The sequence below is a fragment of the Zoogloea sp. GW822-FHT05C07 genome (genome assembly GCF_058800215.1).
In genome coordinates this window covers 2213850-2238984 of the sequence record NZ_CM179510.1, presented here as the reverse complement: position 1 = coordinate 2238984, position 25135 = coordinate 2213850, and the positions used below count along the sequence as shown (strand labels likewise).

Here is a 25135-nt window from a genome sequence, read left to right as displayed (position 1 = left end):
GGGAGCAGGAGTCCTGGGGCGCCTGGCGTTTCCTTGAGGGGTTTTAAGTCGCGGGTTCGGCGTGGACGGCGGCCAGGTAGTGCGCCATGTAGTCCTCGAAGCTGCCTTGTTGCTCCGCTTCCAGCCTGGCCTGGGCGGCCAGGGAATCGCGGGCGGCCTGCTCGAAGTGGGCTTCCGTGGCGGCGTCCAGCGGGTGCTGGCGGAACCATTCGGCGTGGCGCTCAGCCTGGCGGCGGCCGAAGGCGAACAGGCTCAGCTTGTCGTCCTGCAGGCTCTTCAGCACTTGCGCGGACGGGGTCAGCGACACGTCTTCCAGTTTGGCCCGCTGGGCGTCCAGTGCGCAGCGGTGCTGGTCGTGGCCGAAGGCGGCGTCGAGGCGGTCGGCACAGGCGCCGATGCGTTCGAGCAGTTCCAGCCCCCACGCCTGCAGGCCGATCGGCTTGCCGTGGCGGTTCAACTGCAGGCCCGGCTTGCGGCCTTCATTGACGCTGCGCGCGAAGTTGCCGGTGCATTCGCCGCATTCGCCGGAGATCAGGCCGGGGCCGTCCTCCAGCGCGCAGAACAGCAGGAAGGCGTCGAGGAAGCGCGTCTCGGTGAGGTCGATGCCCAGCGGCAGGAAAGGGTTGAGGTCCAGGCAGCGCACTTCCACGTACTGCACGCCGCGGGCGCCCAGCGCCTGCAAGGGCCGTTCGCCGCTGTTGATCACGCGTTTGGGGCGGATCGTCGAGTAGTACTCGTTCTCGATCTGCAGCACGTTGGTGTTGAGCTGCACCCACTCGCCGTCCCGCTGTGTGCCGATCGCCGCGTAGGGTGCGTAAGGCGTGGACACGGCGCGGAGCAGGCTGTCCAGGTAGCTGTCCAGGCTGTCGTAGCAGGGTGTCAGACTGGCCTGGGCCTCGCTCTGGTAGCCGAGGTCGCTCATGCGCAGGCTGGTCGCCCACGGCAGGTACAGGGTTTCGGCGTCCAGCGTGTCGAGGCGGTGCGGCTGGCCGCGGAAGAAGCTGGCGCCCACCGCCGGCGAGGCACCGAACAGGTAAGGCAGCAGCCAGCTGTAGCGGCGGAAGTTGCGGATCAGCGCGATGTAACAGGCCGATTGCCAGTCCTGCGCCGGGCGCGTGTCGCCTTCCTCTTTCTGCAGCAGCGGCCACAGGGCTTCGGGCAGCGAGAAGTTGTAGTGGATGCCGGCGATGCACTGCATCGTCTTGCCGTAGCGCACCGCCAGGCCCTTGCGATAGACGTGCTTGAGGCGGCCGACGTGGCTGTTGCCGTACTCGGCGATGGGGATGGTGGCCTCGTCCGGCAGCCGGCACGGCATTGAGTTGGGCCACAGCCGCTCTTCGCCGAGGTGGGCCTGGACGAAGCGATGGATGCCGTCCAGCTCGTCCAGCGTGTCGGCGGCGTCTTCGCGGGCGTCGGTGATGAACTCCAGCAGCGCTTCGGAGTAGTCGGTGGTGATCTGGGTGTGGGTCAGCGCCGAGCCGAGGGCCGGCGGGTGGGGCGTCAGCGCCAGGTCGCCGGCGGGATCGACGCGCAGGCTCTCCCTCTCCACGCCGTGTCGGCAGTGACGCAGCAGATCGTGCTGGTCGGCACGGTCGAAGAGGGCCAGGCGGCGCAACAGGGGATCGCTCAAAAGTCGGATTCCTAGGGGCAGATTCAGTCGGGGCGGATGGGGCGGCCGGGTCGCAAGGGGGCTGACCCGGCGCGGCTTCATCCTCCAGTATCGGGCGGCATTATGAAGTAATGGCGGTGCATGCACGCTTATTGTGCGCGCTCTATACGGAGCTGGGGACTGGGGGTTCCCGCAGTGGGATAGCCGGGCGCCGCGTTGGTTCCCGGCGCAAGGGGTGTCGTGACGCAAAAAAAAGCCTCCGCGCCGGGGACGGCGGGGAGGCTGAGGAGATGCGGATGCCGGGGCATCCGCGTCAGGGATCAGGCTTCGGCGAGCTGCAGTTGGGCTTCCGCTTCGATCTGCGAGCTGGCGCGGGTGTCGCGCATGAACCAGCACACCAGCAGCGTGCACCCGATCACCGCGGTGGCGTACCAGTAGAAGCCGCTTTCGAGGCCGGACTGCTTGAACCACAGGGCGATGTATTCCGAGGTGCCGCCGAACACCGACACCGCGAAGGCGTAGGGCACGCCGACGCCGGTGGCGCGGATCGACGCCGGGAACATCTCGGCCTTCACCAGCGCGTTGATGGAGGTGTAGCCGGACACGATGAGCCAGGCACAGGCGATCAGGCCGAAGGCTTCCCACGGGCCGCTGGCGTGGCGGATGGCGGTCAGTAGCGGCACGGTGAAGAGGGTGCCGAGCAGGGCGAAGCCAACCAGCAGCGGGCGCCGGCCGATGCGGTCGGACAGCGCGCCGTAGAGCGGCTGCAGACACATCGCGAAGATCAGCGAGGCTGCCGACACGGCGGTGGTCTGCGCGTCGGTGAGGCCCACCGACAGGCGCAGGAACTTCTGCATGTAGGTCGTATAGACGTAGAAGGCCAGCGTGCCGCCCATGGTCAGGCCGACCACCAGCAGCACTTCGCGGGGGTGCTGGGCGAGCTGCTTGAGGCCACCCATCGGCGAGGCCTGCTTGCGGGCGTTCTCGAAGGATTGGGTCTCCGGCAGGTCGTGGCGCATGCGCAGGGCCAGCAGGGCCAGACAGGCGCCGACGACGAAGGGGATGCGCCAGCCCCAGGCGCGCAGTTGCTCGGCGTCGAGCAGGAAGTTCTGCAGCACGAGGAGCAACAGCAGGGCCAGCAGCTGGCCGCCGATCAGCGTCACGTACTGGAAGCTGGCGTAGAAGCCGCGATGGCGCGAGTCGGCCATCTCCGACAGGTAGGTGGCGCTGGCGCCGTATTCGCCGCCGAGGCTGAGGCCCTGCAGCAGGCGGGCGAGCAGCAGCAGGATCGGCGACAGGATGCCGGCGGTGGCGTAGGTGGGCGCACAGGCGATCAGCAGGGAGCCGAAGCACATCAGCAGCACCGACAGCATCAGCGCCACCTTGCGGCCGTGGCGGTCGCCGATGTGGCCGAACAGCACGCCGCCGAGCGGGCGCACGAAGAAGCCCAGCGCGAAGATGCCGGCGGTGGACATCATCTGCGCGGTGGGGTCCTGGGCCGGGAAGAAGGAATTGGCGAAATAGAGGGCGAAGGCCGCGTAGCAATAGAAGTCGAACCACTCGACCAGGTTGCCCGCCGAGCCGACGATGATCGCGCGCAGGCGTTGCCCGCTGATGCGCTCGCCGCGGGTCGCCGCCAGCGGGCGCTCCAGGGCCAGATCTGCCGTACCAGTGCTCATGTCTTGTCTCCTGTGGAACCGCGTCTGCCCCCCGGATGGAGGTTCGCGTTATGGGGCCAGTATCCGCAGGCGGCGGGGCGGGCACATCCGCAGCATCAACCTCCGGCCTCTGCGTAAAACTACGCAGGGCGCCGCCGCCAGCCCCGTGGCGGGCGGCGGACGCGCTATCGTTGACGCATCCTCAATGCCGTTTCGCCGATGACGCCGCCCGCCCGTTTTTCCTTCCTGCGCCACTGGCGCTGGGGCCTCGCCGCCCTGGCCGCGCTGCTGCTGATCGTGGCGGTGGGGCGCTGGGCGGAGAACCGCGAGTTCCAGCTCAAGGCCGCCACGCTGCGCCAGGCCGCCGCCGCGCATGCGCTGGGCCTGCGCGGCATCGTCGAAAAGCACGACTACCTGCCCTACGTGGCGGCCCGCCATCCGGACGTGCTGGGCCTGCTGCTGCACCCGGCCGACCCGGCGCTGCCGGACCGGGTCAATCGCTACCTGGCCGACCTGCAGCAGCGCACCGGCGCCGCTGCGCTGTTCGTCGTCGATGCCCAGGGGCAGACGCTGGCGGCCAGCAATTGGGGCACGGCGATGAGCTTCGTTGGCCAGTCCTACCGCCAGCGCCCGTATTTCGAGGATGCGCTGCAGGGGCGGCGCGGGCTGTTCTATGGCCTCGGCCTGACCACCGGCCAGCCCGGCCTGTTCATCGCCGAGCCGGTGCGCAGCGGGGCGGCCATCGTCGGCGTGGCTGTGGTCAAGCTGGGGCTGGAGAGGCTGGAGCAGACCTGGTCGCGCAGCGTCGATCCGGTGGTGCTGCAGGACAGCCGCGGTATCGTCTTCCTGAGCTCGGTGCCGGAATGGCTGTACCACAGCGACCGGCCGCTGGAGCGCGCCGATCTGGACTGGCTGCGCCAGCACGGCCAGTACGGCGCGCGGGAGAACTACGAGCGCCTGCCCTGGCAGCTCGACAGCAACGGCGACGACGGCGGCTTCACCTTGCAGGCCAGCCTGCAGAGCCGCCGCAAGGACTATCTCGCGGTGCAGACGACGTTGCCGGAGCTGGGCTGGACGCTGACCGTCACCAGCGATCTGCTGGAGGTCCGCCAGGCCCGCCAGGAAGCCCTGGCCCTCGCCACGCTGGCGGCCGCCGTGCTGCTGCTCGGCGTGCTGTACTGGCGCCTGCGCGAGAAGCGCTACATCGAGCAGCGCCAGGCCCGCCTCGAACTCGAACGCCGCGTGCAGGAGCGCACCCACGACCTGCAGGAAGCCCACGCCTTCCGCAAGGCGATGGAGGATTCCCTGCTGATCGGCATGCGCGCCCGCGACCCGCAGGGCCGCATCATCTACGTGAACCCGGCCCTGTGCGAGATGGTCGGCTACAGCCAGGAAGAACTGCTCGGCTGCATGCCGCCTTATCCCTACTGGCACCCGGACGACCTGGACAAGCACATGCGTGAAAGCGACGACGCGCTGCAGGGCCGCGCCGCGCCGCACGGCTTCGAGTCGCGCATCCGCCACCGGGACGGCCACGACGTGGTCACCATGGTCTACACCGCGCCGCTGATCGACGCCGAGGGCGAACACCAGGGTTGGATGAGCTCGGTGGTGGACATCACCGCCCAGAAGCACGCCGAGGCCCGCCAGCGCGAGCAGGAGCGCCAACTGCAGCGCAGCGCGCGCCTCGCCAGTGTCGGCGAGATGGCGTCCACGCTGGCCCACGAGCTCAACCAGCCGCTGATGGCGCTGTCGAACTTTGCCGTCGCCGCCCGCGCGATGATCGGCCACTGCCCGCAGGACATGCTGGTCACGGCCCTCGACGAGATCGTCGAGCAGGCCACGCGGGCCAGCGAGATCGTCAAGCGCGTACGCGCCTTCATCAATCCCCAGCGGGGGAGCTACGCGGGGCTGGCCATCGACGGCGTGATCGCCCACTCGCTGGCACTGCTGCAGCCCGAGCTGCAGCGCGGCCACGTGGCGGTGCGCAGCGTGCTGGCGGACGGCCTGCCGCCGGTGCGCGGCGATCGCGTGCTGCTGGAACAGGTGCTGGTCAACCTCGTCCAGAACGCCGTGCAGGCCATGCACGATACGCCGCCGGCGCGGCGCCGCATCGAGTTGACCGCCCGCCAGGCCGGGCCGGCCGTCGAGGTGACGGTGGCCGACAACGGCCCGGGCATCCCGGCCGAGCAGCTGGAGCAGGTCTTTTCTGCGTTCTTCAGCACCAAGTCCGAAGGGCTGGGGCTGGGCCTCAACATCTGCCGCACCATCGTCGAGGCCCACGGCGGCCATCTGGCGGTGGCCAACCGTCCCGGCGGCGGGGCCGCCTTCACCTTCACCTTGCCGACAAGCCCATGAAAGACACGCCGCTGACCCTCTACGTGGTGGACGACGACGAGGCCCTGCGCCGCTCGCTGCTGATGTTGCTGTTCTCCCAGGGGTTGGCGGTGCAGGCGTTTGAGTCCGGCGAGGCCTTCCTGGACGCGGTGGACATGCGCCAGCCCGGTTGCGTCATTCTCGACCTGCGCATGGGCGGCATCAGCGGCCTGGAGGTGCTGGAGCGCCTGCGCTTCGGCCACAGCCCCCTGGTGACGCTGTTCCTGTCCGGCCACGGGGACATTCCCACCGCGCTGGAGGCCATGCGCAACGGCGCCTACGACTGGGTCGTCAAGCCGGACACCCAGCAACTGCTGCAGAAACTGCCCGCCGCAATGGCCGAAGCGCGGGCCCGCAGTACCGCGCTGCGCTTGTGGGCCGAGCTGACCCCACGGGAGCGGGAGGTCGCCCGCCTGGTCGGCGTCGGCCAGCCCAACAAGGAAATCGCCCGCCTGCTGGTGCCGCCATGCAGCCCGCGCTCGGTGGAAACCCACCGCGCCAACCTCTTCGCCAAGCTGCAGATGGCCAACGACAACGAACTGGGACGCTGGCTGGCGTCCCATCCGTGGTTGGCTTGACGGCGTCAGGGCGTCAGCGGCCGGCCTTGAGCTCGGTATATAGCCACTTCACGAAGCGTTCGGCGGTCTGCGGCCCCTGGGGCACCTGGGCGTCGAACTCGGCGGTGGGGCGGCTGGCCAGCACCTCGTCCAGGCTGCGGCCGGCGGCCACCGCCGGGGCGAGCTTGTCGCGCACCGCCTCCAGCAGATCGCGCTGGGCGATCAGGCCGTTGCGGTCGCTGATCGGGCCGTGACCCGGCACGACACGGGTGGCCTTGCCGCTCAGCCCGATGGTTTGCCCCAGGCCGTCGAGCAGGCCCTTGAGGGAGCCGCCGTTGTTGAGGTCGGCGAGGGGATAGCCGGTGGTGCGGAAGTAGTCGCCGATCGCCAGCACGTCGTGGTGCACGAACTGCACCAGCGTGTCGCCGTCGGTGTGGGCGCGGCGGATCGGGATCAGGCGGATCTCCTCGCCGTTGAGATGGATCGTGACCGGACCGTCGTAGGTGATCACCGGCAGCGCGCCGGCCGGCGCCGGCACGCCGGGGCTGCCGTCCGCCGCCGGGGCGGGGTGGATCAGGCGGTCGCGCAGCTGGTCGCGGCTGAAGATGGTGACGCCCAGCCTGGCGAAGTTCTCGTTGCCGCCGACGTGATCGGGATGCACGTGGGTGTTGATGAGGAAGCGCAGCGGCTTGTCGGTGAGCTTGCGGATGGCGTCGACGAGTTTCGGTGTCAGTGGCGCGAACTGGGCGTCCACCACCAGCACCCCTTCTGGACCGGTGAGCACGGTGATCGTGCCGCCCTGGCCTTCCAGGGTGTACAGGTTGTCGGCGAGCCGCGTGGTCTTGATTTCGACCTTCGAGAAATCCGGGCCGCGGGCCGGTGCAGCGGGCGCGGTCTGGGCCAGCGCGGAGCAGGCGGCCAGCGCCAGCAGGGCGCCGGCGAGGGCCTGGCCAAGCCGCCGGTGGGCGGCGCGCAGCGGGGAGCTTGTGTGCATGGTGTGCGTGAACGTCGGGATCATCCTGAATTTATAGCACCATCCATGCCATTTGGATGTGTTTGATTCAATTGGGAAAGATGCCCGGTGCCGGCGGCTGGCTGCTGCACTTCGCGCTGCGCTGCTGGGTTTGCAGCGGCGGCCTGTCCAGTCGCCGGCCGGACGTCAGCCATGTGGGATGGGCAGTGGGTCCATGTCGCGGAAGCCGGGAATCGCCGCCACGCGCGCCAGCCAGGCCTGGATGTGGGGGTAGGGGGCGAGGCTGATGCCGCCCTCCGGCGCGTGGGCGATGTAGGCGTGGCAAGCCAGATCGGCCAGCGTCGGGTGGTCCGCGGCGAGGAAACGGCGCTCCGCCAGGTGGGCTTCCATGAAGTTGAGCAGGCGCGCGGCGATGGCCTGCGCGGCGGCCAGATCACCGGGCAGCTTCCACTGGCTCACCGCCCGCGCGATGGCCGGGCCGAAGCGGACCTCGGCGGAGGCGATCGACAGCCAGCGCTGCACCTCGGCGCGGGTCAGCGGATCACGCGGTAGCCACGGGCTGTCCGGCGCGTATTTCTCCGCCAGGTAGATGAGGATCGCGGTGCTGTCGCAGATCACCGCGTTGCCATCCACCAGCACCGGGATCTGCCCCAGCGGATTCAACGCCAGGAATTCCGGCGTCTTGCGCACATCGGCCGTCGCCGTCACATAGGTGTAAGGCAGGCCCAGCAGGGTCAGGAAAACCTCCACTCGGTGGGCATGGCCCGACGGCGGGGTTCCGTAGAGGGTGATCGAAGCGGCGTGGCTCATCGCATTTCCTCGGCTTGATGGGGGAGGGGAGATGCTGAATGATTCGGCGGCGCGCCGCAATCGCGAATCGGCCCCGCGTCACCCGCCGTGATAGAACAGGTAACCCACGATGATCGCCCCGACCAGCCCGACGGCGTCGGCGATCAGGCCGCAGGCGACGGCGTAGCGGGTGCGGGTGATGTTGACGCTGCCGAAATAGACCGCCAGCACGTAGAAGGTGGTTTCGGTCGAGCCCTGGATGATGGCGGCGAGGCGGCCCTGGAAGGAGTCGACGCCGTAGGTCGTCATGACGTCCACCATCAGCCCGCGGGCGCCGCTGCCGCTGAGGGTCTTCATCAGGCCGACGGGCAGCGCCGGCACGAAGTCGGCGTTGATGCCGAGGGCCACCACCACGTGGCGGATGCCGTCGATCAGGTAACCCATGCAGCCGCTGGTGCGGAAGATCGAGATCGCCACCAGCATGGCGATCAGGTAGGGAATGATCTGCACCGCGACGCCGAAGCCTTCCTTGGCGCCCTCCACGAAGGATTCATACACGTCCACGCCGCGCCACGCGGCGACGCCGACGAACAGTACGATCAGCGAGACGATGATGCCGCTGCCGAGCAGGCCGATCATCTGCGCCATGTCGGCCGGCGGCAGTGGCGCGAGCCATGCGTAGAGCCCGCCCATCAGCAGCCCGAAGCCGGCGAAGAAGGCCAGTAGCGGGGCGGACAACAGGTTGATGCGCTGCCAGGCGGCCACCGCGACCAGGCCGGCGCAGAAGGAGATGAAGGTGCTCAGTAGCGTCGGCAGGAAGATGTCCGCCGCGTTGAAATGGGTCAGCCCCTGCTGCACGGCCATGCTCTGGCGGATCGCGATCACCGACGTGGGGATCAGCGTGATGCCCGCCGTGTTGAGCACCAGGAACATGATCATCGGGTTGCTGGCGGTGTCCTTGCGTGGGTTGATCTCCTGCAGCTCCTGCATCGCCTTGAGGCCCAGCGGCGTGGCGGCGTTGTCCAGCCCGAGCAGGTTGGCGCTGAAGTTCATGACGATGCTGCCGCTGGCCGGATGGCCCGGCGGAATGTCCGGAAAGACGCGGCGAAAGAAGGGCGCGACGAGCCGCCCGAAGAGCTGGATCAGGCCGCCTTTCTCGCCGATCTTCATCACGCCCAGCCACAGGCTCATGACACCGGCGAGGCCGAGGGCGATCTCGAAGCCGCTCTTGGCGGTGTCGAACAGGCCGGTCAAGAGGCGCGAGAAGATGTCGAGATCGCCCTGGACGGTCTGGACCAGGGCCGCGACGAAACCGACGAGGACAAACGCGACCCAGATCCGGTTGAGCACGATGACGGGAGCGGCCCGGCGCCTTGCGGGGCGCGGGCGGGGAAGGGTTGAAATGCCGGCAGTCTATCGACGGTGCCGGCGCCTGTCACCGCCGGGGCAGGCCCCAGGCGTGCTGGTTGCGGGCGAACTCCGCGTCCGGCAGCTGCACCAGCAGCGGCTGGCGGGCGCCGTCCAGCCAACTGGCTACGGTCTGCATGCCGGCCAGGCTCATCGCGGTGCAGCCCGCTGTCGGCGTGTCCGGTGTTTCCCACACGTGCAGGAAGATGCACGAGCCCGCTCCCGGCAGCGGCGGCGCGGCGTTGTGGGCGACGACGGCGCCGGCTTCATAGCGCCGATCCTGGCGCAGCATGTCCTCACAGGAGGCCCAGTCGGCTGCCACCACGGATTGATCGACGAGGCAGTTGTAATGGGCCGACGCCGGATCGTCGACGCATTTGAGTTCGGGGCGCGCCGCGAAGTAGGGCAGGCGCAGGCCCGCCGTCCACCCGTCGCCCGCCGCCGCGTACCCGAAAAGCCCGGTGATCGCGAAGACCCCGGCCGGCGCCCGGCCATCGCCTTCGCATTTGCCGGTGCCGTCCATTGGTGGATGTAGCCCGCGCCCCCACGCCATGCCGCTGCGCCCGAGCGTTACCGCGATCGGCGAACCCACCGCCTGCCAGTCTCCGCCGGCGCCTCGTTCGAAGCGCTGCAGGTGGCCGGCCGGGGCGTCCCAGTTTGGGGAAAGGCACACCAGCAATTGGGTGGAGTGGTCGGAAATCATGGCTGCATCGTCCCGCCGGCATCGCCCTGCACGTGCGGGCTCCTGAGCGGCAAGCTTACGACGAAGGTGCTGCCGACGCCGACCTCGCTGGACACGTCAATGCTTCCGCCGTGCTTCTTGATGATGTCGTAGGACAGCGACAGCCCGAGGCCGGTGCCTTTGCCGACCGGTTTGGTGGTGTAGAAGGGTTCGAAGATCCGTTTCAGCACGTCGGGCGGCATGCCCTTGCCGGTGTCGCTGATCTCGATGCGGGCGTGGTCCTGGTCGCTGTGGGTGCGGATCGTGATCGTGCCGTGCTTGTCGATGGCCTGGGCGGCGTTGACGACCAGGTTCATCACCACCTGGTTGATCTGCGCGGCGATGCACGGCACCGGTGGTAGCGCGCCGAAGTCCCGTACCACGTCGGCACGGTATTTCAGTTCATGGGCGACGACGTTCAGCGTGCTGTCGATGCCGGCGTTGAGGTCCGCGTCCTGCCATTCGGCGCGGTCCACGTGGGAGAAATCCTTCAGGTCGGCGACGATCTTCTTGACGCGGGTCAGGCCGTCGCTGGATTCGCGGATCAGGTCGACAATGTCCGTCTTCAGGTAGTCGAAGTCGATTGCGTCGTAGTCGGCCTCGCCGGTCTCGCCACGACGGCAGCGTTCCAGCAGGTCCACGAGGCTCGCGCTGTAGCGGTTCAGCGTGCCCATGTTGGAGCTGACGAAGCTGACCGGATTGTTGATTTCGTGGGCCACGCCGGCCGCCAGCTGGCCGATCGCCGCCATCTTTTCGGATTGCAGCAGCTGTCCCTGGGTGGTCTGCAGTTCCCGCACCTTGTCGTCGAGTTCCAGCCAGCGGCGTCGCAGCTGCTCCAGCAAGAGCCAGCCGATGGCGGTACCGAACAGGAACACCGCGCTGTGGGTGAGCAGCGAGTCGCGGATGCCGGTGTCGGCGGCGTCCTCTATCGGCTGCTGCCGTTGCGACACGCTGAGGCCGCCGCGCACGTCGCCGACCTTGTAGCCCTGGTTGCCATGGCACTGCAGGCAGCTCGCCTCGACCTTCAAGGGCGCCATGAAGCGCAGCATGCGGCCGTCCGGCCCGCCGGCGTTGCCGATGTACTCTCGCGCGCCGTGCTCGAAGGCACGCAGGGCTTCGGCCTCCCACGGGTCCGGGGCGTTGCCGGGGCGCAGCGGCTTGAGGCTGGTGAGACGGAACACCGCGCCGGACGAGGATTCAGCCGTCTCGCTGATGAGGCGAGTCATGTAGGCCGGGTTGACCAGGGTCAGCTGCTGCCCGTCGGTGGTCAGCACGTCCCGGTTCGGCACGTGAAGGTAGGGGTTGGGCTGCGTCTGTGGCGTGACCGGCACATAGACGCCGCCGTGGCTGGCGTTCCAGTTCCGGGCCAGCAGCACCGAGCGGAACATGTTGCGGGCGCCCTCGATGGCTACAGCCGTGGTTTGCAGCTTGATCTGCTCCACATGGGTGTATAGCGACAGGGCCGTGGCGGCGAACCACACGGCGAGCAGGAGCAGCCACCAGCTGCGGTTCCGGATGCTGCTGGGGACACGGCTGGCGGGGGGGGCCGGATTTTCCGGTGGGGGAGGCGGGCTGCTGGCAGGCATGGCGCGGGCGGGCGTGGATCGGATGGAGCCTAATTTATAGCAAGCCAGGCTTCCGCTTCCTTGAGACATATCATCACGGCGGCTCACCCGACCGCCGGTGCGCCCCGGACGCGCCGTTCAGTGCCCCGCCAGTGCCTGGCGCAGCACCAGCACGATCACCACGATGGCCAGCAACACGGTGCTGCATTTCCAGAACAGCACCGGGTCGCGTTCGATCAGCGGCGTGCTCCGCTGGCTGCGGAACTGCTGGCCGGGGGCGTGCAGGTCGTGGACGAATTCGGAGACGACTTCCTGGCGTTTGCCTGGCGTGACTTGCAGCGCCTTGCCCAGCACCGCGTCCACCCACGCCGGCAGATCGGGGCGGTGGTGGCGCAGCGGCACGTAGCGCAGCCGGCGCAGGTCCTGCGGGTTGCGCACGCGGGCCGCGTCGAGGCCATAGGGGAGCTGGCCGCTGAGCATGCGGTAGGTGAGCGCGGCGAGGGCGTAGAGGTCGGTGCGCGGGCTGCCGGCGTGGCCGAGCAGGCATTCCGGCGCCAGGTATTGCAGCGTGCCGGGGGCGGCGTCGGCGTGGCGGTCGGGCTGGTCCTCGGCCAGGCCGGCAACGTGGACGGTGGCCAGGTCGATGAGCTTGACCGTGCCTTGCGAGTCGATCATCACGTTCTCGGGGCGCAGGTCCTGGTGCACCATCTCGCGCCGGTGCAGGGCCTGCAGGCCCTGGCCCAGCTGCGTGACGATGGCGCGCACGCTGTCCAGCGCCGGCTGTGGGTGGTCCACCATCCACTGGGCGAGAGTCTGGCCGTCGATGTATTCCATCGCCACGTAGAGGTGGCTGCGCGGCCGCTCGCCGGCCCAGGCCTTGATGACGTGGGGGCTGTCCACGCGGCGGGCGACCCATTCCTCCAGCACGAAGCTGTCCAGGTAGGCGGCGTCCTCGCGCCGGTCGACGGATGGCGCCTTGAGCACCACCGCCGCGCCGCTGGCGTCATCGATGGCGAGGAAGACGTGGCTGCGGGCGCTGACCTGCAGCTCCCGCACGATGGTGAAGCCTTCAAAGGCCATCCGTGGCGCCAGTGGCGGCGGCAGCGCCAGCCCGTCGCGGCGCAGGTCGGCACGCGGCGCGCCGGCGTCGGGCAGCGCGTCGATGCGCAGCAGCTGCAGCGTGGCGTCGTCGCTGCTGCCGCGCAGGCGGGCCTGCTCCACCAGCCATGCCGCGGCGGCGTCCAGGTCTTGCGGGTGGCGGTGCAGCGCGTTGTGCACCGTGGCCGCGTCGAGCTGGGCATAGGCGCCGTCGGTGGCGAGCAGGTAGAGCTCGCCGGCTTCCGCCTTCCAGCTGCGGTAATCGATTTCGATGTTCGGGCCGATGCCCAGCGCGCGGCCCAGGTAGGATTCGACGGACGACAGCCGGACCCGGTGGTCTTCGGTGAGTTGTTCGAGGGCCTGGGCATGCACGCGGAAGATGCGCGAATCGCCGACATGGAACAGGTGCAGGTCGCGCCCTTTGAGGATCAGCGCGCTGAAGGTGCACACATAGCCCCGGTCCTTCTCGAAGCGGGCGTCGCTGGCGATGGTCTGGGAGTGCAGCCAGGAATTGGCCGCGCTCAGCACCCGCTCGGCGGCCCGGCGTACCGACCAGGCTTCGGAGGTGGCGTAATAGTCTTCGAGGAAGGAGCGGACGGCGGTCTGGCTCGCCACCTGGCTGACCTGGCTGGAGCTGATGCCGTCGGCGATGGCCAGCGCGATGCCCTTGCCGGCGAGCTGGCTGCCCCTGGGCAGCACGGCGCCGTGGAAGTCCTGGTTGGTGTCGTGGGCCCCGGCCAGGGAAGCCTGGCCGAGACTCACGCGCAGGGCTGCCGACATGGGGCGGCGGTCCGTGCGTCCGGGCCGATCAGGCGGCGCGGCGCTTGGGGGCGGTCTTGTAGTGGGTGGAGTACAGCGTGGCGCCGACGAAGGTCAGGCCGCCGACCACGTTGCCGAGCACGGTGGGGATCTCGTTCCAGATCAGGTAGTCCATGAAGGTGAAGTTGCCACCCAGCATCAGGCCCGACGGGAACAGGTACATGTTCACCACGCTGTGCTCGAAGCCCATGTAGAAGAACACCAGGATCGGCATCCACATGCCGATGACCTTGCCGGACACGCTGGTGGACATCATTGCGGCGACCACGCCGGTGGACACCATCCAGTTGCACATCACCGCGCGCACGAACAGCGTCAGCATGCCCGCCGCGCCGTGGGCAGCGTAGCCGACGGTACGGCCCTCGCCGATGTGGCCGATTTTCTGGCCGATGGCGTTGGGCGCCTCGGAGAAGCCGTTGGTGAAGATGATGGCCATGAAGACCGCCACCGTCAGCGCACCGGCGAAGTTGCCGGTGAACACCAGGCCCCAGTTGCGCAGCACGCCGCTCCAGGTGGCGCCGGCGCGCTTGTCGAGCACCGCCAGCGGGGCCAGCGTGAACACGCCGGTCAGCAGGTCGAAGCCCATCAGGTAGAGCATGCAGAAGCCGACCGGGAACAGCAGCGCGCCGATCAGCGGGTTGGCGGTGTTCACCGACACCGTCACCGCGAAGGCGGCGGCGAGGGCCAGGATCGCGCCGGCCATGTAGGCGCGGATCAGGGTGTCGCGGGTGGACATCAGCAGTTTGGATTCGCCGGCGTCCACCATCTTGGTGACGAACTCGGCGGGAGCGATATAAGCCATTTCAGTTCCTTTCCGGAGAGGGGCCGGGGCTCAGCCCAGGGCGACCAGCACGCGCTTGTCGTCGATGCGCACCGAGTGGGCGCGCACCGAGTGCTCGGGCGCTTCCAGGCAGGCGCCGGTGGCCAGGTCGAAGTGGTTCTTGTAGAGCGGCGAGGCCACCACGACGTGTTCGCCGAGGTTGCCCAGCAGGCCGCGCGACAGCACGCTGGCGCCGGACTTCGGGTCCACGTTGTCGATGGCGTAGAAGTCGGACTGGCCGACGCGGAAGACGGCCACGTGGCGGTCTTCCACCAGCGCGCAGACGCCGGTGTTGGGCAGGATTTCGTCCACTTTGCAGACGGTGGTCCAGACGAGGGGGGCGATGCTCATGTCGGGTCTCCTCAGGCGGGAATGGCGTTGTCGTCGAGTGCGTCGGTGGAGCGTTCGTCGGCGCGGGCGGGGCGGATCTGGCCACGCTCCTCCACGAAGACGATGTGCTCGTCGGCCTTGTCGCTATTGACGAAGGAACGGAAGCGCTGGCGCACCTCGGGGTTGGTGACGGCGGTCTTCCACTCGCACTGGTAGGTGTCCACCACGTGCTGCATCTGGCCCTCCAGCTCGGCGGCGAGGCCAAGGCTGTCGTTCACCACCACGTCCTTCAGGTAGTCGAGGCCACCGTCCAGGTTGTCGCGCCAGGTGCTGGTGCGCTGCAGGCGGTCGGCGGTGCGGATGTAGAACATCAGGAAGCGATCGATCAGTTGCACCAGCTGGGCCTTGGTCAGGTCCGCGGCGAGCAGCTCGGCGTGGCGCGGTTTCATGCCGCCGTTGCCGCACACGTAGAGGTTCCAGCCCTTCTCGGTGGCGATGATGCCCACGTCCTTGCCCTGGGCCTCGGCGCATTCCCGCGTGCAGCCGGACACGCCGAACTTGATCTTGTGCGGCGCGCGCAGGCCCTTGTAGCGGTTCTCCAGCTCCACCGCGAGGCCGACGCTGTCATCCACGCCGTAGCGGCACCAGGTGCTGCCGACGCAGCTCTTCACGGTGCGCAGGGACTTGCCGTAGGCGTGGCCGGATTCGAAGCCGGCGGCGATCAGCTCTTCCCAGATCAGCGGCAGCTGCTCGACGCGGGCGCCGAACAGGTCCACCCGCTGGCCGCCGGTGACCTTGGTGTAGAGGCCGTACTTCTTGGCAACCTGGCCGACGGCGATCAGGCCGTCCGGCGTCACTTCGCCGCCCGCCATGCGCGGCACCACCGAGTAGGTGCCGTCCTTCTGGATGTTGCCGAGGAAGTAGTCGTTGCTGTCCTGCAGGCCGGCCAGCTCCTTCTTCAGCACGAACTCGTTCCAGCACGACGCGAAGATGCTCGCCGCGGCGGGCTTGCAGATGTCGCAGCCGAGGCCTTGGCCGTGCTTGGCCAGCAGCTCGTCGAAGGTCTTGATCTGGCCGACCTTGATGAGGTGGAACAGCTCCTGGCGGGAGTAGGAGAAGTGCTCGCAGAGGTGGTTGTTCACCGCCATGCCCAGGCGGCCCATCTCGGCCTTCATCACCTGCGTCACCAGCGGCACGCAGCCGCCACAGGTGGCGCCGGCCTTGGTGCAGGCCTTCAGCGCGCCGATGGTGGTAGCGCCGTCGGCCACCGCCGCGCAGATCTGGCCCTTGCTGACGTTGTTGCAGGAGCAGATCTGGGCGCTGTCGGGCAGTGCATCGACGCCCAGGCCGGGCTTGGCCTTGCCGTCGCTGGACGGCAGGATCAGGAATTCGGGGTCGGCCGGCAGCGCGATGCCGTTGAGGGCCATCTGCAGCAGCGTGCCGTACTCGTCGGCGTTGCCGACCAGCACCGCGCCGATCAGCTGCTTGCCGTCGGCGCTGGTGACGATCTTCTTGTAGATCTGCTTCACCTCGTCCATGTAGCGGAAGCTGCGGCAGCCGGTGGTGCGCCCTTGCGCGTCGCCGATGCTGGCCACATCCACGCCCATCAGCTTGAGCTTGGTACTCATGTCGGCGCCGGCGAAGGCCGCGTCAGTCTGGCCGGTCATGTGGCGGGCCGCCACGCGGGCCATGTCGTAGCCGGGGGCGACGAGGCCGAACAGCTGGTCTTTCCACGCCGCGCATTCACCGATGGCATACACGTCGGGGTCGGTCGTGCGGCAGTGGTCATCCACCGCAATGCCGCCGCGGGCGCCGACGGCCAGCGCGTTCTGGCGGGCCAGCTCGTCACGCGGGCGGATGCCGGCGGAGAACACGATCATGTCGGTCTCGAGGTAGGTGCCGTCGTCGAACACCATGCGGTGGCGGGCGCGGGCGCCGTCGGTGATCTCCGTCGTGTGGCGGCTGGTGTGCACGCGCACGCCCAGCTCCTCGATCTTGTTGCGCAGGATGCGGCCGCCGTCGTCGTCCACCTGCACCGCCATCAGGCGCGGCGCAAACTCCACCACGTGGGTTTCCAGGCCCAGGTCGCGCAGGGCCTTGGCGCATTCCAGGCCGAGCAGGCCGCCACCGATCACCACGCCGCTCTTCGAGCGCTTGCCGGCCTCGGTCATGGCTTCCAGGTCTTCGATGGTGCGATAGACGAAGCAGTCGGCCCGGTCGGCACCGCGCAGCGGCGGCACGAAGGGCACGGAGCCGGTGGCCAGCACCAGCTTGTCGTAGGACAGCACCTCGCCGTCGGCGGTGGTCACCGTCTTCTTGCGGCGGTCGATGGCGCTGGCACGGGTTTTCAGGCGCAGCGCAAAGCCGCTCTCGTCGAAGAAGCCGGGCGCCACCAGGGACAGCTCGTCGGCGCTCTTGCCGGCGAAGAATTCGGACAGATGGACCCGGTCGTAAGCCGCACGGGGCTCCTCGCAGAGGACGCTGACTTCAGTGGGGACGGATGCCAGTTGGTGAAGTTCTTCGAGGAACTTGTGACCCACCATGCCATGGCCGACAACGATGATTTTCATATTCGATCCTGCGAGTCCGGCTCCATGGGAAGCCTCGCAGGATCACCGGCGATTCACGGACGTGAATGGCACGGCGCATCAAGGGCCCCCGCGGAACGCGGCTCAAACTCGGGTTGGAACTGGCGAGCGGCGCCAACAGAGGCATCCTGCTCACTCGAATCCCGCCGTCGTTGGCGGAGGCAAAATCCCCTTCGGCAACGTTGCCAGCCGGGGTCTGGTTCCTTCTTAGCAAAAGGTGGGCCAGGAGCAAATCTGGCAGAAATGGCGCCTTTTCCGGCGCGTGAAGGCGTGAACCCGGCTGGAGATGCACTTCGTTGGTGCGCGTGAGCCCATTCTTGGAGCAGCCCCGCCACGCGATCCCCGCATGGCAGCGATCCGTCGGGCGTCGCCATCGATTCAACAAGCTGTCTGTTTCCTGACGCCAGTTTTATGCAAGTTTTATTAAAAGAATAAAAAACATATCCATCACGTTAATTGCACTTTCATTTTCAAGAATGGCCGGCACGATCAACCCGACGTACTCAATAGGCCATGAACTCCACGACATTCACTCGCAAGCTTGTTATCGGTGCCGTTGTTACGGCGGGCACCGCCACCCTCGTTGCCTGCGGCAGCGGCGGCGGCTCCGCTTCTTCTTCGTCCCTGCTGTCCGGCCAGTCGATTTCGCACGCGCTGCTGATCAGCGTCGACGGTCTGCACCAGCAGGACATCGCCAACTGCATCGCCGCCAATACCTGTCCCAACATCGCCAGCCTGGCCAATAACGGCGTGACCTACACCGGCGCAAACACCCCGGGCCTGTCCGATTCCGTGCCCGGCCTCGCGGCGCTGGTTACCGGCGGCAGCCCCAAGACGACCGGCCTGTTCTACGACGACATCTACGATCGCAACCTCTATTCCGGCACCGATACAAACTGCACAGGCAGCCAGGGCGTGGAAGTCTTCCTGCAGGAGCAGGCCGGCATCGACGGTTACAACGGGGGCAATCTGGCGCACCTGGATGGCGGCGGCGATTTCAACCCGCAGCAGCTTCCGCGCATGAAGAACGCCAATGGCGCCTGCGTACCGGTCTATCCGCACAATTTCATCAAGACCAATACGATCTTCGAAGTCGTCCGGGAGAACATGGCAGGGGCGTTCACCGCCTGGGCGGACAAGCACGCCTGGGGGACCGACTGGGTCAATGGCCCGTCCGGCAGCGGCGTGAATGACCTGGCGCGCACCGAGATCAATTCCGACTTCAATACCGCCCAGGGCCAGGCCACCGCCGCCGGGTTCGATTTCACCAACACCCCGACCCAGACCAAGGTCTTCGACCACATCCACACCCAGATCATCATCAACCAGATCGATGGCCTGGACTCCACCGGTGTCGTGAGCGCCGCAATGGGTGGTTCCGTGCCCAGCAACAAGATCCCGGTGCCCGCCGTCTTCGGCACCAATTACCAGACCCTCAGCGTTGCCCAGAAGGCGCTCAACGCCAAGGGCGGCGGCTATACCGACGCCAACTTCACCCCCAATACGCTGACCGCCGACGCGATCAAGTTTCTCGACAATGAGATCGGCCTGATCAAGACCGAACTGGCCAACAAGAGCCTGCTCAATTCCACCGTGGTGATCATCACCGCCAAGCATGGCCAGACCCCGGCCGATCGGACCAAGCTGCGCAAGATCGGCGACACCATCGGCTCCACGCTGACGGCCGCCACGCTGGGTGCCAACAGCAACATCGGCTCCGCTTCCGATCCGGTGACCGGCAACGTGCTCGGCACGGGCCAATTCACCGAGGACGACGTCGGCTTCATCTGGCTGAACGACCAGAGCGACGCCAATCGCGCTGCCGTCGTGGCCACGCTCAAGGCCAACGCCAGCTGCCCGACCGTCGACGACACCAGCAAGATCATCGTGGCCGGCCAGGTCAATCCCGGCATCTGTGCGGGGGCCGACAGCGGCAGCGGCGTCATCGACCTCAAGGCCGACGGCCGCTTCGGCGATCCGTCCCTCGGCCGTACGCCGGACATCATGGTCCAGCCCAACTCCGGGGTGATCTTCAGCAAGTCCGGCAAGAAGGATGCGGAGCACGGCGGTGCCGCGCCGACCGATACCAATGTCGGGCTGCTCGTTTCCCATCCGGCGCTGGCCAAGCAGACGATCTCCACGTCGGTGCTGACCACCCAGGTTGCGCCGACCATCCTGAAAGCCCTGAAGCTCGACCCGAACCTGCTGAACTCGGTCAAGTCCGAAGGGACGGCGGTGCTGCCCAATCTGTTCTGAGTCGCTTCTCCCTGAGCGCATCGGGGACGCTGTAAATGGATTCGCCCCCGCAGGTTGCCCTGTGGGGGCGAATCCATTCCGTGTGCCGAAGATGCCGCGCGGCTCAGGCGCAGCGCGCAAGGAGCATGGCGCGGAATGCCGCAAAGGCTTTCCGCATCACCTGGCCCTTGTAGGGGAACATATCGACCGGGTCGATGGCATGAATCCAGGCGCCGGTATCCGCCTCGAACAACAGGAGGCGCCCGTCCGGCAATTCCGAACAATCGAGCACCACGTATTCGAGCCCCAGCCAGGCCGCAATTGCCGTGAACGCAGCCCGATGGCGGTGGGCAAACGAATCGTCGAAAAACAGCATGACCTGCTTCTCTTCGTCGCGCTTCCAGGCCGCCTGATCCATGCCGGCGGTGTTGTAGTGGACGATCCAGTCATCCCCGATGGCAACGTGGCATACATGGGGCACGCCATCGATAAGCGCGACGCGCAGTTTCCGGAAATGGCCGTCCTGGCTGCGGTAGTCGATGTACTCGGATACGAAAAAGGCGGCGTCGGGGTTCGCGTCGAGATAGGCAGGCACTTCCGCCAGGTCGGAAATCCTGCTCAATCCCATACCCGCATGTGCCCCCACCGGCCGCACTATGGCGGGTAGCGGCAGGGGAAAGGAACGGGACAGTTCTTCCCTCGAGACGCGAAGCGCCTGCGGAACGCACAGCCCCGCAATGTCGCGCAGCCCCCGGCCGAGCACATCGCGGGCGCAGCGTCGCATCCTGTCCGGGCGATTGAGCAGCGGCCGCGGCCAGTCCGCAGCCAGGCGCTCGAACAGCGCGAGCACCGACTGATCATCCTCGGCATCGCTGTACGCAAGAATGGCGATGTCGTGGTCCGGCGCGCTCGTCGGAACGGGTTGGCCCGGTACGACAAAGAGCTGATCGAGACGGATATCGCTACCGCGGACGACGAACTCCAGCGGCGCATTGACCATTCGCCCGCCAGGCGCCATCAGGGCCAGCAGCCTGACCGCAGGCTGCGCAGGGTGCTCGACCCGGAAACAGGATCGGTGCTCCAGCGCCTTGCGCTGCATCTCGAGCGCAAACGGCTCGTTGCCGACGGCGTTGAATACGTAATGGCACTGGAAATAGGTATCGGCGCAATCCGGGTGTGTCTGTGCCTTCGCCAGCACCTCTGGAATGGCTGTCGGTGGCATCGTGGCCAGTGCCGCCGACGAAACAAGCCCCGGAAGATCCGGGTCGATGAGTTGAATCGGGTCTGAAGGTATTTGGGATTCGGTCATCGCGTTACAGGAGTCAGCCTTCCGGAACGAGAAATTCCGGTTGCCGGTATTTGGGCAGGCGCAGTGCCACCAACTGGTGGGCACGCGTCAGCGCAGCCTTCAATTCGGCCTCGCCAAGAGGATAGGGCAGGTCCATCGCGATCCAGCGCGCACGGGCCAGGTAGGGCGCTGGCCGGATTCCGGGGCGGTCGGTATAAGCCAGGAACAGATCACCGTCGACCTTGAAGGCCAGCCCTTCCACGCCCTTCGCCGGAGCGTTGAGGATGGCGAACATCTTCTCGTCTGCAATCGAAAAAACCCGGTTGCTGCCCCATTTGAGAGACTCATGGCTACCCGGCAGGCTCAGGCAGAACTCGGCAACCTGGTTCGGCGTCATCGACATGTGCGGCGCTCTCTTTCGGTGTGACATCGGCGCTGGGCATCGCGGATCTTCCACACCTGCCCCCGGAGGCGCCAGTTTAGTCCCATCGGCATTACCGTCTGATCCATGGCTACTTATTCAGATGCACCGGAAATGTTTCCGCGAGCCAGTCGATGAATACCCGGAGACGATGCGTCAAATGCCGGTTCTGCGGATACACCGCATGAAACGGAAACCTCGAAGGGCGCCAGTCTTTCAGCACTTCGACCAGTTCGCCACGCTGCAGCGCCTGTCGGGTGCAGTAGGCAAAGGTCTGAATGATGCCCAGACCGGCCTCGCCGGCGGCCACATGGGCATTGCTTTCGTTGATCCCGACCCAGTGCTCGGTCTTGATCTCGGATTTCACCCCATCGCGTTCGAAGCGAAACGGCATCGCCCTGCCTGTCGCGGTGGACACATAGGCAATCAGGCGATGTCCGTTCTTCAGTTCCTCGGGATAGGCCGGAACGCCATAGCGCTTGAGGTAAGCGGGTGACGCACAGGTCACCATGTCGGCATGGCCGATGGCCTTGGCGACCAGGGACGACTCGACAAGCTGGCCGCCCCGGATGACGCAATCGACGCTATCGCTGATCAGATCGACCGAGCGGTCGGAGACCCCGAGGTCGATCCGGATATCGGGATAACGCTCCAGGAAATCCGGCAGTGCGGGAATGAGCACGTCGCTCGCGGTTGAAGAACCGACATCGATCCGCAAATGTCCGCGTGGCTTGCTGCGCGCCACCGCAAAGCTCGTGTCGATATCCTCGAGATCGGCCAGCACCCTGGCGGTCTTCTCGTAATAGTCCTGCCCCTCGGGGGTCACGCTGACGCGCCGGGTCGTGCGCTGCAGCAGCTTCACACCCAGATGGGCTTCCAGTTCCTGCACCAGCTTGCTGATCGTCGCGTTGGGCATGTCGAGCGAATCGGCCGCCCGCGTGAAATTGCCTGCCTCGACCACCCGGCCAAAAGCGCGAATCGCCAGCAACTGGTCCATCGGGAGTGCCCTCAATAATTATCCATGAGCATGGATAATGTTTTCTAATTTGCTCACTTTATCAACAAATCCCTGGGCCATACAGTTCAACCCATGCGCTGCACGTCATGCACCTGGCGCTGACGGGCAGGCATCTCGATCAATGAACTTACCCAAGGATGAATCATGAACACGTCACTGAATGGAAAAATCGCTCTCGTCACCGGCGGCACCACGGGGATCGGGCTGGCCACGGCACAGGAACTGGTCGCCCAGGGGGCCCGGGTGTTCATCACCGGCCGCCGCCAGACCGAACTGGATGCTGCGGTTGCGGCCATCGGCCCGGCGGCCACCGGCATCCGGGCGGATGCGTCGGTCTTGAGCGACCTGGACCGGGTCTATGCACAAATCGCCAAGGAAGCCGGCCATCTCGATGTGCTGTTCGCCAACGCAGGGGGCGGCGACATGATGCCGCTGGGCGCCATCACCGAAGAACACTTCGATCGCATCTTTGGAACCAACGTGCGCGGCGTGCTTTTCACGGTGCAGAAAGCGCTGCCCCTGCTGGTCAACGGCAGCTCGATCATCCTGACGGCATCGACCGTTTCCGTTAAAGGCACGGCCAACTTCAGCGTGTATAGCGCCAGCAAGGCCGCTGTCCGCAACTTCGTCCGCTCCTGGGCGCTGGATCTCAAGGATCGCCAGATCCGCGTGAATGTGGTCAGCCCCGGGCCGATCCGCACGCCCGGCCTTGGCGGGCTGGTGGACGACGAGAGCCGTCAAGGCCTGTTCGATTATCTGGCCGCGCAAGTCCCGTTGGGCCGCCTGGGGGAACCCCAGGAAATCGGCAAGGCCGTCGCCTTCCTGGCATCGGATTCCGCGAGCTTCATCAACGGCATCGAGCTGTTTATCGATGGTGGTATGGCGCAGGTTTAACGCGGATTGGATAGGGGGCCAAAGCCAGCGTAGTTCAGCATCCAGCCCTGGCTTCATCCCTCCTGACCGTGCGTATGGCCGATCTGTGTGCAGATCGGCCATTTTCTTGACTACCCCCATGACTACGCCCGGGCCCGGCAATCTTGGATGGGCTCGCGAGTACCTCCGGGGTACTCGCGACTATCCCGGAGGTACTCGCGAGCCCCGCCGAGGTAGTCCGTCCTGTATCAACAGTCCTCGATTGGGCGCGGGGGATAGGACGGGACTGTCTCCGCGCTGCTCGCTTCTATATCCCGGATAGGCGGCCCCTATCCCGGAGCTCCTCGCGAGCAGCTCCGAGGTCCCCGCGAGTGTCTTTCGGACAGGGCGGGGGTATAGGCGGGATAGGGGCGGTCTGTCCCGGAGGGGCTCGCGAGAGATTCGCGGACAGGGCAGGACATTCGCCGGGCTCCTCGTGAGGAGCTGGCGGATAGTCGGGACGGGGGCGGGGAGGGGCTGGTGGGGTGGATTGCGTGCGTGGAGTGAGTCGGTGGGGGACGAGCGGATGGCAGCGCAAGGGGGCAGTGGCCTCCGTAATGGGGCGACCGTCCCTTGACGCTCCTCGAGGGAGTGTCAGATATTTTGTGTTCAAGGCGGTTCGATTCTTCCTGCCCTGCCGCGGCAGGGCAGGAAGAATCGGCTCATCGTGTCATCGCCGGGATGAAACGATCGGTGTAGAGGATGGCAAACTGGTTCATCGCCTGCCTCCAGTACAGCATCGGCTTCTTCCACTCGGCCGTAATGTTGCGCAGCGCCAACCAGATCAACTTGGTCGCCGCCTCGTCCGTCGGGAAGTGGCCCCGCGTCTTGATGATCTTGCGTACCCGCGCATTAAGACTCTCGATAGCATTGGTCGTGTAGATGACCCGGCGCACCTCGGGTGGGAAGGCAAAGAACGGGATCACCTGCTCCCAGGCCCGTCGCCACGACAGCGTGATGGTCGGGAAGCGCTGCCCCCATTCCCCTTCTGCAAACGCCTCGAGCGCCGCCTCCGCCGCCTCGACGCTCACCGCCTGGTAGATCGGCTTCAAGGCATCGGCGAGCCCCTGACGGTCCTTATAGCCGGCGTAGCCCAGGCTGTTGCGCAGTAGATGCACGATGCAGGTCTGTAGCGTCGTGCGCGGATACACCGCTTCGAGCGCCTCGGCCATGCCTTTCAGACCGTCGGTGACGGCAATCAGGATGTCGTCGCAGCCGCGCAGCTTCAGGTCGTTGAAGACCTTCAGCCAGAACTTCGCTCCTTCGGTCTGCTCGATCCACAGGCCCAGGATGTCCCGGCTACCGTCCGAGCGCACGCCCAGCGCCAGGAATACCGCCTTGCTGCACACCACCGCATCCTCGCGGATCTTCACCCGCAAAGCATCGAAGAACACCACGGGGTACATCGCCTCGAGTGGCCGGCTCTGCCACTCCCGCACTTCTTCCATCACCGAGTCGGTGACCTGGCTGATGAAGTCCGGCGACACCTCTGTGTTGTACATCTGCATTAGAAATGCCTGGATCTCGCGCACGCTCATCCCGCGGGCGTACATCGCAATGATCTTGTCGTCGAAACCCGTAAAGCGCCGTTCGTGCTTGCCGATCAACTTCGGCTCGAACTGTCCGGCACGGTCCCGCGGCACGTCGATGCGCAGCGGCCCCTCGTCGGTGAGCACCGTCTTGCCGCTCGTGCCATTGCGCTGGTTGGCGCTCGATTCAGGCTTCTCCTCGCCCGCTGCGTAGCCAAGGTGATGGCTCATCTCGGCCTGCAGCGCCCGCTCGATCAGCGCCTTCTTGAAACCGCGCATCACGTCCTCGACCGCCTCTGCCGTCATCGGACCTGTCACCATCTGCTCCAGCCATCGCTTCGCCTCTTCCGGCAACTCCGCAACGGCGGGCAGGGGCTGTTTCTGTTTCTTCCTTGGCATAACCTTCCCTTTCAGGGCTTACG

19 protein-coding genes are annotated in these 25135 nt (G+C 66.7%); 4 read left to right on the top strand and 15 right to left on the bottom strand.

Annotation, left to right across the window (positions count from 1 at the left end; translation table 11 throughout):
- Nucleotides 1-43: 43 nt before the first annotated feature.
- A complete protein-coding gene (gene gshA / locus AC3QL2_RS10530) occupies nucleotides 44-1630 on the bottom strand; it encodes a glutamate--cysteine ligase (RefSeq protein ID WP_493234341.1) in 1587 nt (528 codons plus the stop codon).
- A gap of 299 nt (nucleotides 1631-1929) precedes the next feature.
- Nucleotides 1930-3288, bottom strand: coding sequence for an MFS transporter (locus AC3QL2_RS10525; protein WP_493234340.1), 1359 nt, complete (start codon nucleotides 3286-3288; stop codon nucleotides 1930-1932).
- Between the two features lie 198 nt (nucleotides 3289-3486).
- Here AC3QL2_RS10525 and AC3QL2_RS10520 point away from each other — a divergent pair, with 198 nt between their 5' ends.
- Entirely contained in the window at nucleotides 3487-5625 is a 2139-nt protein-coding gene (locus AC3QL2_RS10520) for a sensor histidine kinase (RefSeq protein WP_493234339.1), read from the top strand.
- A complete protein-coding gene (locus tag AC3QL2_RS10515) occupies nucleotides 5622-6221 on the top strand; it encodes a response regulator transcription factor (RefSeq protein ID WP_493234338.1) in 600 nt (199 codons plus the stop codon). Before AC3QL2_RS10520 ends, AC3QL2_RS10515 begins: the two co-directional genes overlap by 4 nt.
- A 13-nt stretch (nucleotides 6222-6234) precedes the next feature.
- On the opposite strand, the gene AC3QL2_RS10510 is transcribed toward AC3QL2_RS10515, so the two are convergent.
- The 9 genes from AC3QL2_RS10510 to nirB form a co-directional block, all read right to left on the bottom strand.
- Nucleotides 6235-7194: an MBL fold metallo-hydrolase gene (locus tag AC3QL2_RS10510; RefSeq protein WP_493234337.1), complete on the bottom strand. Its 960-nt coding sequence runs from the start codon at nucleotides 7192-7194 to the stop codon at nucleotides 6235-6237.
- 165 nt (nucleotides 7195-7359) lie between these two features.
- A complete protein-coding gene (locus tag AC3QL2_RS10505; RefSeq protein ID WP_493234336.1) occupies nucleotides 7360-7983 on the bottom strand; it encodes a glutathione S-transferase family protein in 624 nt (207 codons plus the stop codon).
- Between the two features lie 78 nt (nucleotides 7984-8061).
- Nucleotides 8062-9312, bottom strand: coding sequence for a nucleoside recognition domain-containing protein (locus tag AC3QL2_RS10500; RefSeq protein ID WP_493234335.1), 1251 nt, complete (start codon nucleotides 9310-9312; stop codon nucleotides 8062-8064).
- Between the two features lie 85 nt (nucleotides 9313-9397).
- On the bottom strand, nucleotides 9398-10072 hold the full coding sequence (locus AC3QL2_RS10495) for a L,D-transpeptidase family protein (protein ID WP_493234334.1): 675 nt from the start codon (nucleotides 10070-10072) through the stop codon (nucleotides 9398-9400).
- Nucleotides 10069-11676 (bottom strand): ATP-binding protein, encoded by a 1608-nt coding sequence (locus tag AC3QL2_RS10490; protein WP_493234333.1) that lies wholly within the window; start codon nucleotides 11674-11676, stop codon nucleotides 10069-10071. Before AC3QL2_RS10490 ends, AC3QL2_RS10495 begins: the two co-directional genes overlap by 4 nt.
- A gap of 117 nt (nucleotides 11677-11793) precedes the next feature.
- Entirely contained in the window at nucleotides 11794-13533 is a 1740-nt protein-coding gene (locus AC3QL2_RS10485; protein WP_493234332.1) for a bifunctional protein-serine/threonine kinase/phosphatase, read from the bottom strand.
- Nucleotides 13534-13561: 28 nt separating this feature from the next.
- Nucleotides 13562-14374, bottom strand: coding sequence for a formate/nitrite transporter family protein (locus AC3QL2_RS10480; protein WP_493234331.1), 813 nt, complete (start codon nucleotides 14372-14374; stop codon nucleotides 13562-13564).
- Nucleotides 14375-14404: 30 nt separating this feature from the next.
- Nucleotides 14405-14743, bottom strand: a complete 339-nt coding sequence (nirD, locus tag AC3QL2_RS10475) for a nitrite reductase small subunit NirD (protein ID WP_493234330.1) — start codon at nucleotides 14741-14743, stop codon at nucleotides 14405-14407.
- 11 nt (nucleotides 14744-14754) lie between these two features.
- Entirely contained in the window at nucleotides 14755-17292 is a 2538-nt protein-coding gene (gene nirB, locus AC3QL2_RS10470) for a nitrite reductase large subunit NirB (protein ID WP_493234329.1), read from the bottom strand.
- 531 nt (nucleotides 17293-17823) lie between these two features.
- Between nirB and AC3QL2_RS10465 the strand changes: the two genes are divergently transcribed.
- On the top strand, nucleotides 17824-19566 hold the full coding sequence (locus tag AC3QL2_RS10465) for an alkaline phosphatase family protein (protein WP_493234328.1): 1743 nt from the start codon (nucleotides 17824-17826) through the stop codon (nucleotides 19564-19566).
- A gap of 103 nt (nucleotides 19567-19669) precedes the next feature.
- Here the strand turns inward: AC3QL2_RS10465 and AC3QL2_RS10460 are convergent, their stop codons facing one another.
- The 3 genes from AC3QL2_RS10460 to AC3QL2_RS10450 form a co-directional block, all read right to left on the bottom strand.
- Nucleotides 19670-20854, bottom strand: a complete 1185-nt coding sequence (locus AC3QL2_RS10460; RefSeq protein WP_493234327.1) for an ATP-grasp domain-containing protein — start codon at nucleotides 20852-20854, stop codon at nucleotides 19670-19672.
- Between the two features lie 13 nt (nucleotides 20855-20867).
- On the bottom strand, nucleotides 20868-21236 hold the full coding sequence (locus tag AC3QL2_RS10455) for an MmcQ/YjbR family DNA-binding protein (protein WP_493234326.1): 369 nt from the start codon (nucleotides 21234-21236) through the stop codon (nucleotides 20868-20870).
- A gap of 109 nt (nucleotides 21237-21345) precedes the next feature.
- The gene (locus tag AC3QL2_RS10450) at nucleotides 21346-22251 is read right to left on the bottom strand and encodes a LysR family transcriptional regulator (protein WP_493234325.1); all 906 of its coding nucleotides are present in this window, start codon (nucleotides 22249-22251) and stop codon (nucleotides 21346-21348) included.
- A gap of 165 nt (nucleotides 22252-22416) precedes the next feature.
- Here AC3QL2_RS10450 and AC3QL2_RS10445 point away from each other — a divergent pair, with 165 nt between their 5' ends.
- Nucleotides 22417-23166, top strand: coding sequence for an SDR family NAD(P)-dependent oxidoreductase (locus tag AC3QL2_RS10445; RefSeq protein WP_493234324.1), 750 nt, complete (start codon nucleotides 22417-22419; stop codon nucleotides 23164-23166).
- Nucleotides 23167-23846: 680 nt separating this feature from the next.
- On the opposite strand, the gene AC3QL2_RS10440 is transcribed toward AC3QL2_RS10445, so the two are convergent.
- Nucleotides 23847-25112 carry an IS256 family transposase gene (locus tag AC3QL2_RS10440; protein ID WP_493236435.1) on the bottom strand — a complete coding sequence of 422 codons (1266 nt, stop codon included), beginning with the start codon at nucleotides 25110-25112 and terminating at the stop codon, nucleotides 23847-23849.
- Nucleotides 25113-25135: the final 23 nt, after the last annotated feature.

Excerpts from the sequence above, each read along its gene's own strand:
- AC3QL2_RS10525 (WP_493234340.1), bottom strand. The coding sequence starts at position 3,288 with ATGAGCACTGGTACGGCAGATCTGGCCCTGGAGCGCCCGCTGGCGGCG.
- AC3QL2_RS10520 (WP_493234339.1), top strand. The coding sequence starts at position 3,487 with ATGACGCCGCCCGCCCGTTTTTCCTTCCTGCGCCACTGGCGCTGGGGC.
- AC3QL2_RS10515 (WP_493234338.1), top strand. The coding sequence starts at position 5,622 with ATGAAAGACACGCCGCTGACCCTCTACGTGGTGGACGACGACGAGGCC.
- AC3QL2_RS10510 (WP_493234337.1), bottom strand. The coding sequence starts at position 7,194 with ATGCACACAAGCTCCCCGCTGCGCGCCGCCCACCGGCGGCTTGGCCAG.
- AC3QL2_RS10505 (WP_493234336.1), bottom strand. The coding sequence starts at position 7,983 with ATGAGCCACGCCGCTTCGATCACCCTCTACGGAACCCCGCCGTCGGGC.
- AC3QL2_RS10495 (WP_493234334.1), bottom strand. The coding sequence starts at position 10,072 with ATGATTTCCGACCACTCCACCCAATTGCTGGTGTGCCTTTCCCCAAAC.
- AC3QL2_RS10490 (WP_493234333.1), bottom strand. The coding sequence starts at position 11,676 with ATGCCTGCCAGCAGCCCGCCTCCCCCACCGGAAAATCCGGCCCCCCCC.
- AC3QL2_RS10485 (WP_493234332.1), bottom strand. The coding sequence starts at position 13,533 with ATGTCGGCAGCCCTGCGCGTGAGTCTCGGCCAGGCTTCCCTGGCCGGG.
- AC3QL2_RS10480 (WP_493234331.1), bottom strand. The coding sequence starts at position 14,374 with ATGGCTTATATCGCTCCCGCCGAGTTCGTCACCAAGATGGTGGACGCC.
- nirD (WP_493234330.1), bottom strand. The coding sequence starts at position 14,743 with ATGAGCATCGCCCCCCTCGTCTGGACCACCGTCTGCAAAGTGGACGAA.
- nirB (WP_493234329.1), bottom strand. The coding sequence starts at position 17,292 with ATGAAAATCATCGTTGTCGGCCATGGCATGGTGGGTCACAAGTTCCTC.
- AC3QL2_RS10465 (WP_493234328.1), top strand. The coding sequence starts at position 17,824 with ATGAACTCCACGACATTCACTCGCAAGCTTGTTATCGGTGCCGTTGTT.
- AC3QL2_RS10460 (WP_493234327.1), bottom strand. The coding sequence starts at position 20,854 with ATGACCGAATCCCAAATACCTTCAGACCCGATTCAACTCATCGACCCG.
- AC3QL2_RS10455 (WP_493234326.1), bottom strand. The coding sequence starts at position 21,236 with ATGTCGATGACGCCGAACCAGGTTGCCGAGTTCTGCCTGAGCCTGCCG.
- AC3QL2_RS10450 (WP_493234325.1), bottom strand. The coding sequence starts at position 22,251 with ATGGACCAGTTGCTGGCGATTCGCGCTTTTGGCCGGGTGGTCGAGGCA.
- AC3QL2_RS10445 (WP_493234324.1), top strand. The coding sequence starts at position 22,417 with ATGAACACGTCACTGAATGGAAAAATCGCTCTCGTCACCGGCGGCACC.
- AC3QL2_RS10440 (WP_493236435.1), bottom strand. The coding sequence starts at position 25,112 with ATGCCAAGGAAGAAACAGAAACAGCCCCTGCCCGCCGTTGCGGAGTTG.